12 protein-coding genes are annotated in these 12205 nt (G+C 54.3%); 4 read left to right on the top strand and 8 right to left on the bottom strand.

Annotation, left to right across the window (positions count from 1 at the left end):
- The first annotated feature begins 26 nt into the window (after window positions 1-26).
- Window positions 27-653, top strand: a complete 627-nt coding sequence (locus Q0X97_RS05640) for an alpha-ketoglutarate-dependent dioxygenase AlkB (RefSeq protein ID WP_302066410.1) — start codon at window positions 27-29, stop codon at window positions 651-653.
- Window positions 654-744: 91 nt separating this feature from the next.
- On the opposite strand, the gene Q0X97_RS05635 is transcribed toward Q0X97_RS05640, so the two are convergent.
- Both Q0X97_RS05635 and Q0X97_RS05630 read right to left on the bottom strand, forming a co-directional pair.
- Window positions 745-2214 carry a DASS family sodium-coupled anion symporter gene (locus tag Q0X97_RS05635; protein WP_302066409.1) on the bottom strand — a complete coding sequence of 490 codons (1470 nt, stop codon included), beginning with the start codon at window positions 2212-2214 and terminating at the stop codon, window positions 745-747.
- Window positions 2215-2355: 141 nt separating this feature from the next.
- On the bottom strand, window positions 2356-3612 hold the full coding sequence (locus Q0X97_RS05630) for an NRAMP family divalent metal transporter (protein ID WP_302066408.1): 1257 nt from the start codon (window positions 3610-3612) through the stop codon (window positions 2356-2358).
- 205 nt (window positions 3613-3817) lie between these two features.
- On the opposite strand from Q0X97_RS05630, the gene Q0X97_RS05625 reads away from it, so the two are divergent.
- On the top strand, window positions 3818-4327 hold the full coding sequence (locus Q0X97_RS05625) for a protein disulfide oxidoreductase (protein WP_302066407.1): 510 nt from the start codon (window positions 3818-3820) through the stop codon (window positions 4325-4327).
- Window positions 4328-4391: 64 nt separating this feature from the next.
- Here Q0X97_RS05625 and Q0X97_RS05620 read toward each other — a convergent pair whose 3' ends face one another.
- Window positions 4392-4700: a hypothetical protein gene (locus Q0X97_RS05620; protein ID WP_302066406.1), complete on the bottom strand. Its 309-nt coding sequence runs from the start codon at window positions 4698-4700 to the stop codon at window positions 4392-4394.
- 53 nt (window positions 4701-4753) lie between these two features.
- A complete protein-coding gene (locus Q0X97_RS05615) occupies window positions 4754-5440 on the bottom strand; it encodes a TIGR02117 family protein (RefSeq protein WP_302066405.1) in 687 nt (228 codons plus the stop codon).
- A gap of 287 nt (window positions 5441-5727) precedes the next feature.
- Here Q0X97_RS05615 and adhP point away from each other — a divergent pair, with 287 nt between their 5' ends.
- On the top strand, window positions 5728-6765 hold the full coding sequence (adhP, locus tag Q0X97_RS05610) for an alcohol dehydrogenase AdhP (RefSeq protein WP_302066404.1): 1038 nt from the start codon (window positions 5728-5730) through the stop codon (window positions 6763-6765).
- Between the two features lie 137 nt (window positions 6766-6902).
- Here adhP and Q0X97_RS05605 read toward each other — a convergent pair whose 3' ends face one another.
- The 3 genes from Q0X97_RS05605 to Q0X97_RS05595 all read right to left on the bottom strand — a co-directional run bounded on the left by Q0X97_RS05605 (window position 6903) and on the right by Q0X97_RS05595 (window position 10670).
- Entirely contained in the window at window positions 6903-7805 is a 903-nt protein-coding gene (locus tag Q0X97_RS05605) for an acetamidase/formamidase family protein (RefSeq protein WP_302066403.1), read from the bottom strand.
- Between the two features lie 217 nt (window positions 7806-8022).
- Window positions 8023-9060: an ABC transporter ATP-binding protein gene (locus Q0X97_RS05600; protein ID WP_302066402.1), complete on the bottom strand. Its 1038-nt coding sequence runs from the start codon at window positions 9058-9060 to the stop codon at window positions 8023-8025.
- Window positions 9057-10670 (bottom strand): iron ABC transporter permease, encoded by a 1614-nt coding sequence (locus Q0X97_RS05595; protein WP_302066401.1) that lies wholly within the window; start codon window positions 10668-10670, stop codon window positions 9057-9059. Before Q0X97_RS05595 ends, Q0X97_RS05600 begins: the two co-directional genes overlap by 4 nt.
- Window positions 10671-10909: 239 nt before the next feature.
- Between Q0X97_RS05595 and Q0X97_RS05590 the strand changes: the two genes are divergently transcribed.
- Window positions 10910-11902, top strand: a complete 993-nt coding sequence (locus Q0X97_RS05590; RefSeq protein WP_302066400.1) for a Fe(3+) ABC transporter substrate-binding protein — start codon at window positions 10910-10912, stop codon at window positions 11900-11902.
- Between the two features lie 83 nt (window positions 11903-11985).
- Here Q0X97_RS05590 and Q0X97_RS05585 read toward each other — a convergent pair.
- A partial coding sequence (locus Q0X97_RS05585) for a hypothetical protein (RefSeq protein WP_302066399.1) occupies window positions 11986-12205 on the bottom strand: 220 nt, incomplete at its 5' end.

Here is a 12205-nt window from a genome sequence, read left to right as displayed (position 1 = left end):
GAGGCCGTCTGAAAACGGTTTGCAGTATGACTACCGACCTATTCTCCCTGCCGCCGCAACCGGAAAACAATCTTTTGCCTTACGACGGCATCGTGAACGATTACGGCATAGTGTTTCCCGTCGAAACCGCCGACCGTTATTTTGCCGTGTTGATGCGCGAAACCCCGTGGCGGCATGACGAAGTGATGCTTTACGGCAAACGCATTACCACCGCCCGGCAAACGGCATGGTATGGCGACAAGCCGTTCGCCTACACCTACTCGGGCATCACACGCCGCGCTTTGCCGTGGACAGCGGCTTTGGCAACCGTCAAACAAGCCGTGGAAAGCCGTCTCGCCCGCCATAACCCGACGCTGTTCAATTCATGTTTGCTCAATCTTTATTCAGATGGCCTCGAAGGAATGTCGTGGCACAGCGACGACGAGCCGGAGCTGGGCAGGCAGCCGGTGATTGCGTCGGTGAGTTTCGGTGCACCGCGCAAGTTTGCGTTCAAGCACAAGCGCACCAAAGAGAAAAGGGAAATGATGCTGCAACACGGGCAGTTGATTGTGATGCGCGGCGACACCCAAAGCCATTGGCGGCATGCGGTTATGAAAAGCACGCGCATCAGCGAGCCGCGCATCAGCTTAACGTTCAGGACGATTGTCGGATAAAGGTCGGAATAGCGTTCGGCTGTCGGCACGAGGCCGTCTGAAAACACTTTATCTAGTGTTTTCAGACGGCCTCATCAACATGAACACTATGTTACCAATAACCTAAAACTTTCCACCAAACGCCGCCGATAAAAATGAATACCAGCAGGTTGACAACACTCATCACGAAGCCGGCTTTCCACCACTCGCTGAGTGTGGTGTAGCCCGAACCGAAAATCACGGGCGACGTGCCGGTGGCGTAGTGGGTAAGCGTCATCATGATGCTGGAGGCAGCCGCCATCAACAGAGCAAACAGCATGGGCGGCGCACCCAAGGCGATACCGGCGGCGTAGAAAGCGCCGAGCATGGCGGTAATGTGGGCGGTGGTGCTGGCAAACATATAGTGCGCGTACATATAAGCCAGCAACAGCAGCGTCGATGCGCCCACCCAACCCAAGCCGAGATGTTCGATGCTGCTTTCCAATACGCCGGAAAACCATGCAATCAGGCCGAGTTTATTCAAGAAGGTGGCCATCATCACGAGTGCGGCGAACCAAGTTACAGTGTCCCACGCGCTTTTTTCTTTGAGAATGTCGTCCCAAGAAAGCACGCCGGAAAGCAACAGCAGGGAAAGGCCGATAAAGGCGGTGGTGGTGGCATCGACTTTCCAACCGCTGCCGAACAGCATGGCGGGCACGCCCGCCCACAAGATCAGCAGCAGCGCGAAAATGCCCAGCATGATTTTTTCACCGCGGTTCATTTTGCCCAATTCGTTCAGCCGTTCTTTGGCAAACTGGGCGGCGTTCGGCGTTTCTTTGATTTCGGGCGGATAGATGAAATAGAGCACCAACGGCATCAAAAACATGGCGGCCAAACCGGGCAGCAACATGGCCAACGCCCAAGTGCCCCAGCTCAGATGAATGTCGGAATGGGTGGCTTTGGCGATAATGTCGACCACCAGCGGGTTGGGCGCGGTGGCGGTGATGAACATGGCCGAAGTAATCGGATTGCTGTGGTAGTTCACCAGCGCCAGATATTTACCGATGCGGCCTTGCGTGCCTTTTTCAGGGTCGGAATCGTAGCTGGAGGCAATCGCTTTCATCACGGGGTGGATGATGCCACCGCCGCGTGCGGTGTTGCTCGGCGTAACGGGGGCGAGCAGCAGCTCCGACAAGGCCAAGCTGTAACCGATGCCCAAGGTTTTTTTGCCGAACAGGGAAATAAACAGATAACCGATACGCGCGCCCAAGCCGGTTTTCAGGATGCCGCGCGAAATCATGATGGACACGCCGATCAGCCAAATCAACGGGCTGGCAAAACTGCTCAAGGCATCTTTAATGGCATCGGCGGGCTTTTCGGCAGTAACGCCGGTAACGGCCACCAGCATAATCGCCACCATCGAAAGTGCGCCGATCGGCATGGCTTTGCCGATAATGGCGGCAATCACGCCGACAAACATCGCCAGCAGATGCCATGCTTGGGGCGTTACACCCTCGGGCACGGGAATAACGAACCAAATCAATAAGGCCAATCCTACTGCAATGGCAGCGGGTATCGGTTTGAAGCCGAGTTTGTTATCCATATCGGTATCCTTTCTGTATTTGGACGGGAAGCATAACCTGAAGATTATATTTGGCTGTAACTCCTTGCTTATTCTACCGAAAAGGCCGTCTGAAAAGAACTTAATCTTTCAGACGGCCTCTGTATCCTACAGAAAATCCGGCTAGGCAATCAGCCCGCTTTGGTTAAGCAGAAACAGCACCGCAAAACCGCTCAGATAGAGCAATCCCACCCATGCCAGCCACATCAGCCACGGTTGCAGCGCGTGCCGCCCTTTGCGTACCAAGCTCAAGTTCAGCCAAGCGAATACGGGCGTGCTGACAAAAGAAGCGATCATGGCAAATTTCAGCATCGCCAGCACCGCGCCTTTAAAGAACAACACCACGCACAACCCTGTGATAGCCGCGAAAACAATCCACACCGCCAAAATACGGTTGGTGCTGCGCTCGCCTTTGAGCAGCAGGCGGAACGATTCCATATTGGTACGCGAATAACCGTCGATTACCGTGAGCGTGGTGCCGTACATACAGGCGAAGGCGATAAAAGTAACCAACCAGCGCGACCATTCGCCGATGGTCGAAGCATACATATTGATCAGTTGGCCGATATAGGCTCCGCCCGCCATTTTCAGCTCGGTGCCCGAACCGTACTGAACCAATGCGCCTAATGCCAGAAACACCAAAGCAAGCAGTGCGGTGCTGATATAGCCGACGTTGAAGTCGAACAATCCGTCTTCATAGCTCACATGCTCGAGTTTGCGTTTGGTGGCGACCCACATCGAATTGATGGCCGAAATTTCAATCGGCGCAGGCATCCAGCCCATCAGCGCCACGATAAACGCCAGCGCACCGAGGTTCCACGGGCTCGGTTCGATGAAACCGGGCTGCACGGCCGCACCGTTGGAAGCGGCCACCGCCACCGCCGCAACGGTGGTTACCGTTAAACTGATCATGATGATTTTTGAAATCGCATCCACCGTGCGGTAAGGGCCGACCAGCAGCAGAACAACGGCCGAAGCCAACACCGCCGCCGACAACACGTTAACCGACCAATCGGCAGGCAGCACGAAACTCAAAATGGCCGCACACAACATGCTCACCGCAGCGGTATTGATGACGGTGGCAAACAGATTCATTAGGAAAAACACCCAAAGATAAATGCGGCCTTTTTCCGCATAACCTTCCAGCAGGCTTTTGCCGGTTTCCAAAGTATATTGGGGGCCGAAACGGAAAAACGGGTATTTAAACAGGTTGGCCAAAACGATAATCAGCGCAAGCTGCCAGCCGTAAAGCGCGCCTGCTTGTGTGGATGCGATAATGTGCGAGCCGCCTACCGCCGCCGAAGCCATCATGATGCCAGGCCCCATCGCCCGCAGCCGCTTTCTCCAGCGCGAAGCACCGTTTGCAGTTTGGTTGGTCATTATGTAAATCTCTCTCTGTTTTTCATTTTTGGGGAAGCTGCCGCAAGACGGGCGGCGAACCGTAACCGTGTGATTATACGGTTATTACAAACCGTTACAATGCGGACGATACAGGCATAACTGCCATAGGCCGGTATTTTTATGCTATAAGGCCGTCTGAAAAAGCAATGTTTCAGACGGCCTTAAAAAATTAAGGGATAGATAAATGCGGAAAAAAGCAAAATATTGGTTCAAACAAATTCTTCAAACCGCCGTTGTTTTGTTGTTGGTCTCATTGGCGGTCGACTGGTGGCGCAAACCCGAACAGCCCGCCGGTTTTTCCGACGAACAAGTGCACACGCTTTCCGGCCGGCGGTTTACTTTGGCCGAACTGAGCCGCAACCGCACCGTGGTGGTTTATTTTTGGGGGAGCTGGTGCGGTGTCTGCAAACACACCTCCCCCGTTATCAACCGCCTGCATCAGGCCGGCGTGCCCGTGTTGGGCGTGGCCATGCAGTCCGGCGAACCGGAAGAAGTGCAAAACTATATGCGGAATCAGGGGCTGGACTTTGAAACGGTAAACGACCCGCGCGGGCAAACGGCCCGACAATGGCGGGTGGCCGTTACGCCGACGGTTGTCGTGATGAAAAACGGCAAAACGGTGCATAACACCACGGGATTAAGCAGCTATTGGGGTTTGCGCAGCCGTGTCTGGTTGGCCGATCGGCTGTATTGACAATATGTTTTCAGACGGCCTCCCGTCGTCAAACAGGCCGTCTGAAAAACCGATGCGGCGCAAATCACATCACCGTGTGGTGGTTGCCGCAAGCCCCTTTGCGGATTTTGGTAATAATCCCCCGACTCGAACAAACCATACAACTGTTGCTGAAAGTTTGCCGGTAAGTGCGGCCGTCGACTTCGATCGTGGCGCAAACGGGTTCGTATTGCATCGTACAAATCCGCTGCTTGCAACGGTTGTCTTGAAGCGGAAAATCCAGCTCGGATTTGGGTTGTTTCAACAGCGGGGAACGGGGGCGGGATTCGGCGGCAACGCTGCCTGCGGCAGCCAGGCACAGTATGCACAATAACGCGGAAAATGCGGCTTTCATGGATATGCTTATTACAAAAACATATTGATATTATTTAGATTTTAATAAGGCCGCTAAAGTTCCTGCCGATTGCGGTAGGCATTCATCAAACTGCCTGCAAACGGTGTCCATACCACCGCTTTCACGCCGCTGTTTTTCAGATGGCGGTTGGTCCAAGTATTGCAGGTCGTCAAAAGGCTGTAACGGCCGTTCGCTTCGTAAAACACATCGTAATCACCGTAGCCGTAGCGGGAAGAAACCGGAACGGCGTGGTTGTTTTGCCGTTTGAACGCAGGCAGGATGCTGTGCACCAGTTTGCGGTATTCCTCGGGGCTTACCTGAATGCGGATGCTGTTTTCGTTTTCTTCGAGAAGCGGATAAAACGTGGCGTGAATTGCCGTCCGTCCCAAGCCGGTGGCGGCTTTTAACGCCGTAGACACTTTCAAATCCTTCCATGTGGGCGTGTCTAAATAAAATTCGCGGTCGCCCCAACCCAATCCCACATACCCTACCGAACCGGCTTGCCGGGCATGCGAAGGATGCACAACCGTCGTCCAATCAAACACCTCATGATACAGCGGCATCGCAATATCGGTATGAACGCCGTTGCTCAGCAGATAAAGCGTAATCGTTCCGTCGTCTTTTCTTGCGGTGTTGATTTCCATGCGCCCGAGCAGCCACGCACAGAAAAAATACAATGCAATCAAAGCCGTTAATGCGGCGAAGCCTTTGAGTAGGAAAGAAAAGATTTTGCGCGGCATAAAAGCGGGTATCGGAATGGCTGAATGTGATTGGTGTGAAAGTATAAACGAATTTCCCGCCGCGCCCGAAGAACGGCGGAAGAGCGGTTTTTTCTTGTTATAACATAACAAAATCCTTTAATTTCAACAAGTTATAAATAAAAATGATTTTACTTAACAGTAAAATTGGCGCATACTGGTATCAGGTACAGCCGAAGCGCTTTCAGAAAAATGACCGCGTAAAGCAAATTCTCAACGTGCATCGGTAAGCCCTTTCCCATATCAAACCAATCTAGAGGAGAAGCATCATGAAAATGAAAGCGGCAGTTGTTACACCCGACAGCAACGGCAATGTAGACATTATCGAACGCGAAATCCGCCCGCTTGAAAACGGCGAAGCCTTGGTAGAAGTGGAATATTGCGGCGTGTGCCATACCGATTTGCATGTCGCCGCCGGTGATTTCGGCAAAAAACCCGGCCGCGTCCTCGGTCATGAAGGCATCGGCATCGTGAAAGAAACCGCTGCGGGCGTAACCAAACTCAAACCCGGCGACCGCGTGAGCATCGCGTGGCTGTTTAAAAGCTGCGGTTCGTGCGAATACTGCGTTACCGGCCGCGAAACCCTTTGCCGCTCGGTAGTAAATGCCGGCTACACCGCCGACGGCGCAATGGCAACCTACTGTATTGTCGATGCCGACTACGCCGTCAAAGTGCCCGACGGATTAGACCCCGCCCAAGCTAGCAGCATTACCTGCGCGGGCGTAACCACTTATAAAGCGATTAAAGTTTCCGGCATCCAACCCGGCCAATGGATTGCCATGTACGGAGCCGGCGGCTTGGGCAACCTTGCCGTGCAATACGCGAAAAAAGTATTCGGTGCCCACGTGATCGCCATCGACATCAACGACGACAAACTGGCTTTGGCAAAAGAAGTCGGAGCCGATTTAACCGTCAACCCCGCCAAAGAAGACGCGGCCAAATTTATTCAGGAAAAAACCGGCGGAGCGCATGCCGCCGTAGTTACCGCCGTATCCCGTGCCGCTTTCAATTCGGCGGTTGATGCCGTGCGCGCGGGCGGCCGCGTGGTGGCAGTCGGACTGCCGTCTGAAACAATGGATTTGTCGATTCCGCGCATCGTGCTCGACGGCATCGAAGTGGTCGGCTCGCTGGTAGGCACCCGCAAAGATTTGGAAGAAGCCTTCCAATTCGGCGCAGAAGGTATCGTGGTGCCGGTGGTGCAAACGCGAACCCTCGACGAAGCCAACGATATTTTCCAAGAAATGCGCGACGGTAAAATCCAAGGGCGTATGGTTATCGACATGAAAAAAAGCTGCGGCTGCCATTAACTGCGGATAACCGGACAATATCGTGGTAGAAAGCCTGCCTGAAAATGATTCGGGCAGGCTTTTTATAACAACGCCCATTCGGTTTGACGCACAGGCCGCAGTAATCGGAATCCATACGGCATGCCGAACCCCGATGCTTACGGCAACCGAATACCCAGTTGGTCGGTTACTGCACGCGGCAGCGCAAAACGGCAGGTTTTATTCGGGTCGACCACTTGGCAAACCTGCAAATCTCCCGCAATGCTTTGCAAAGCGGCAGCCTGATTAATATCCAGCTTGCTGTGCGCACAAAGCAGATCGGTTGCCATTAAAACGGCCGTTTCCGCAGCCGAGTCCAAATCGGGATGGGAAGCAATCGTGTAGCAATAATCCGCCGTTACCGCCAACGGCAGCGGATACGGACGGTCTTTAATCACGCTCACTTCCACTTCCACCGTGCCGTTAATCTCCAAACCTGAGAGGCCCACTTCGCCGTCGCCCATCCCCGCATGCAAATCACCCATCGCCAGCAGCGCACCGGCCACATTCACCGGCAGCAGCAAAGTGGTGCCGGCGGTGATGATTTTACTGTCCATATTACCGCCGTGCGCATCGGGCGTGCCGCAACTGACGGCTTCCCCCGCCGGTGCCGTGCCGATCACGCCAATCATCGGGTTTAACGGCAAACGCACGGTACCGAACAGCACCGCATGGCCATCTTCCACCGGCACGATATCAATGCGGCTTTCCTTTATCCGCGCCCCTGCCACGCCCGCATTCGGCAAAGTCGCCAACACCGCCTGCCTGCCCAGCTCGATACTGCGGATATGCACCCGCAAAGTATCGCCCGGCTCCGCCCCTTCGACAAACACCGGGCCGGTGGCCGGATTGATACGGTTCCAATCCAAATTGTTTAACGTGTCGTCGGCGCTTCGGATTTGGTCGGCAAAACAATCACAGGTTTCAAACCGCACGCGGCTGCCATCCGCCACACACAGCACAGGCGGATGCTCGGGCGACATGGCGAAAACCACTTGATTTGACGGAACAGTCGGTATCATCGCACACCTCCTTGCAGATAATGGTTATCGGATTGATTTTTAAACATTATATAGCAAATGAACTTAAATTTTGCTACGCCGAGCCGCACTATTTGTACTGCCTGCAACCTGTTGCCTTGTATCAAAATAAGTTTATTTGCCGGGGCGTGTTGGCGTATGAAAGAGGCCGTCTGAAAACCCATTTTCAGACGGCCTCTTTCATCAATACGTATCCGACTCACGCCCCAAACGCAATCAAATGTTCCAAATCCATGCGGATACCGATGCGGCTGCCGACGGGGTGGTCGTGGTGGGCGGGCACTTGTGCGGCAACGGTTTCGCCGCTGTCGAGCTTGAGCGTGTAGATGAAATAGCTGCCTTTGAAATCCTTATCCAGCACTTCGGCGGTAATCGGGCTGCGGTCGTCGTGCACGATATCGTCGGGGCGGATGAGCACATCCACTTCGCTGCAACATTGGCATGCAAACGGCACGGTGCCGCAGAATTCGCCGACGGCCAGTTGCACGCAGGTGGGGCTTTTGACTTTGCCGCGCAGCATCACGCCGGTACCGATAAAGCGGGCGGTATAGGTGTCGGCAGGCTCATGATAGAGCTTGTAGGGCGTATCCCACTGTTTCAGACGGCCTTCGTGCATGATGCCGATTTTGTCGGCCATCGCAAACGCTTCCTGCTGGTCGTGCGTGACCAAAATCGCGCTGGTGTTTTCCTGTTTCAGCAGTTGGCGCACTTCTTTCGACAAGCGTGCGCGCAAATCGGCATCGAGGTTGGAAAACGGCTCGTCGAGCAAAATCAGCTCGGGCTTGGGTGCAAGGGCGCGCGCAAGAGCCACGCGCTGTTGTTGGCCGCCTGACAGCTGGTGCGGATAACGGCTGCCGTAGTCGGGCAAGCCGATTAATTCGAGCAGCTCGTTGACCCGCGCATGGCGTTCGGTGGCGGGCTGTTTGCTGATGCCGAACGCGATATTCTGGGCGACGGTAAGATGCGGAAACAGCGCGTAATCCTGAAACACCATACCGATGCGGCGCAGATGCGGCGGCATGGACGTGAGGCCGTCTGAAAGCGTGGTGCCGCTCAACACGATCTTGCCGCTTTCGGGCTGTTCAAACCCTGCAATCGAACGCAGCGCGGTGGTTTTGCCGCAGCCCGAATGCCCGAGCAGGCAGGCGATTTCGCCTTTTTCCAATGCAAAACCGAAATCTTGCAGCACGGGCTTGCGGTCGAATGAAAGATTGATGTTGGAAACTTCTAAAATCATGGATTTTGCTCCGTGCGCGAAAACAGGATAACGGGCAGCAGGCCGGTTAGCACGATGAATAAGGCGGGCAGCGCGGCATTGGCAAACTGCCCTTCGATGGTAAAGGCGTAAACGCGCACGGCGAGCGTGTCCCAATCATACGGGCGCGTCATCAGCGTAATCGGCATTTCTTTCATCACATCCACAAACACCATCAATACCGCCGTGCCGATTGCGCCTTTCAGCAACGGCAGATACACGCGCCGCAACACGCCGCCGCCGGTGCAGCCGAGCGAACGCGCCGCTTCGGATTGCGACGGGCTGATGCGCTCCAGCCCCGCTTCCAGCGAAGCATAACCCACCGCCAGAAAACGGATTAAGTAAGCCGCCAACATCACGCCCAACGTGCCTTTCAGAATGCCGGTGGTGCCTTCGGGCAGGTTCAGATGCTCAATCAGGATATTGTCGAACCACGCTACCGGCACGAATACGCCCACCGCCAGCACCGTGCCCGGAATGCCGTAACCCAGCGTGGCGATACGCGCGGCAACGGCAGCAAAACGGCTTTTATCCACCCGTTTCGACAAGGCCAGCAGCAACGCCACCGCCGCCACCAGCACGGCTGCGGTAAAGCTGGCCGCAAACGAATGCCACGCGTGCAGCCACAGCGAAGTGTTGAAACCGTCGTTCCAAGTATCGTGCGCCCATACAATCAGTTGCACCAGCGGAATAACAAACGCAAACAGCAGAATCAGGCCGCAATAAGCCGTCGCCGCCCACTTGAGGCCGTCTGAAAGCGGCTTGCGGCGGTGCTGCTGCGCCTTGCCGGATTGGTTGAAACGGCGGTTGCCGCGGCTGAGCTGTTCCAAAGCCAGCAACACAAACACCAGCGTAATCAGTAAAGCGGCGAGCTGTTTGGCCGTTTCCAGCGAATAAAAATCAAACCACGCCTGATAAATCGCCGTGGTAAACGTATCGAAGCCGAACACCGAAACCGTGCCGAAATCCGCCAGCACTTCCATCAAAGCCAAAATCACGCCGCCGCCGATCCACGGCCGCGCCATCGGCAGCGCCAGCTTGAAAAACGCCCGCCACGGCGACAAACCCAACGACGCGCCCGCCTCCAACGCCCGCTGCCCCATGCTGGAAAAGGCATTGCGCGCCAGCAGGTAAACATACGGATAAAACGTCAGGCTCATCACCACCGCCAACCCGAAACCGTTGCGCACATCGGGGAAAAACTGCGCTATGCCGTAGCGTTCGCGCATCAGCGTATTCAGCGGGCCGGTGTAGTCAAACAAACCGAGCTGGGTAAACGCCAGCACATACGCCGGCACCGCCAACGGCAGCATCAACGCCCAAAAGAAAAACCGGCGCAGCGGAAAATCATACATCGCCGTCAGCCACGCGCAGGAAGTGCCCAGCACCGCCACACCCGCGCCCACGGCCAACACCAGAAACAAGGTGTTTTTCAACAATTGGGGCAATTGGTATTCCAGCAGAAACGACCAGATTTCCGCATCAAACTCACCCAATGCCGCTACAATCACCGCCAGCGGAATCAGAATCAGCACGATACAGACGGTCAGCCATAAACGCGGCAATAAGAGTTTGGATACAGGCGGTTTCATAAGTTTTCAGACGGCCTTAAGGTATAAACAGGACGTTATTATCGGTTTAGCAGATAAAGAATGCAAATCACATCGCACCGCTTTAGTTAATAATGATAATTTGTATTGTTCCCGATTGGATTGTTCTTTAAAATAACAGCCGCACGGCAAACCTGCTCAACCGGCCCGCCGAAAAACACGCTGATTCAACCGGTTAAAAACAGATTTGCCACCATTCCATTTTCCCGAAAGGATCAAACATGATGAAAAAAGCACTTGCCGTTTCCGTAGCCCTGATGGCGGCTGCACCCGCATTTGCCGAAGAACTGGTGGTTTACTCTTCTCGTGCCGACAACCTGCTTCGCCCCGTCGTCGAAGCCTATCAAAAGAAAACCGGCGTTACCGTCAAACTGGTTAACGACAAAGCCGGCCCCCTGATGGAAAAACTCAAAGCCGAAGGCAGCAACAGCCCTGCCGACGTATTCATTACCGTTGACGGCGGCAACCTGTGGCAGGCCACCCAAATGGGCTTGCTGCAACCGATTAACTCCGCCACGTTGAAAACCAACATCCCCGCCAACCTGCGCGACCCGAAAAACCAATGGTTCGGCCTTTCCGTCCGCGCCCGCACCATTTTCTACAACACCAACAAAGTTAAGCCCGCAGAGCTTTCCGGCTATGCCGACCTTGCCGACCCCAAATGGAAAGGCCGCCTGTGTTTGCGCACGTCCAATAACGTTTACAACCAATCCTTAGTCGGCACCATGATTGCCAACCAAGGCCACGCCAAAACCGCAAAAATCGTTAAAGGCTGGGTAAACAACTTGGCCGCCGACCCCTTCCCTAACGACACCGCCATGCTCGAAGCCATCGGCGCGGGCCGTTGCGACGTGGGCATCGCCAACACCTACTACTACGGCCGCCTGATGGATAAGCAACCGGATCTGCCCGTAGGCGTATTCTTTGCCGACCAACAAGGCAAAGGTACCCACGTTAACGTATCCGGTGCCGGTGTAACCAAATACACCAAAAAAGCCGCCCAAGCCCAAAAATTCATCGAATGGCTGAGCGGCAGCGAAGCGCAAAACCTGTTTGCCGACCTGAACCACGAATACCCCGCCAACCCGAAAATCAATCCTGATCCGAAAGTGGCCAAATGGGGCAAATTCAAACAAGACGTGATTAACGTATCAGTTGCCGGCAGCAACCAGAAAAAAGCCGTGATGTTGATGAAACAAGTCGGCTATAAATAATCGGTTTGAATTGATGCTTACCGTTTAATCATCATCAGGCCGTCTGAAACATCCGAATGGTTTTCAGACGGCCTCTTCTCAATCTACTTTACCGTTCGCGAATACAGGCTGTATATCTTCAACATCCAAGTCTCATTGGTTTGCGGATTGAAATACCTACCATATACATTGGAACCGTTGTCTTCTTTACGCCAGCTTTTACCCCAATCGGTGCTGATAAAATCCACATCACTACCATAATAACTACGCGAATTATCAATGCTGCTGATACAGATCAGATTATTTTTCCCTAGATACATTTTG

The organism is Neisseria sp. MVDL19-042950, assembly GCF_030504625.1.
Classification (GTDB): domain Bacteria; phylum Pseudomonadota; class Gammaproteobacteria; order Burkholderiales; family Neisseriaceae; genus Neisseria.
The sequence above is the reverse complement of the archived record's forward strand: the minus strand, read 5'-3'. Positions and strand labels throughout refer to the sequence as shown.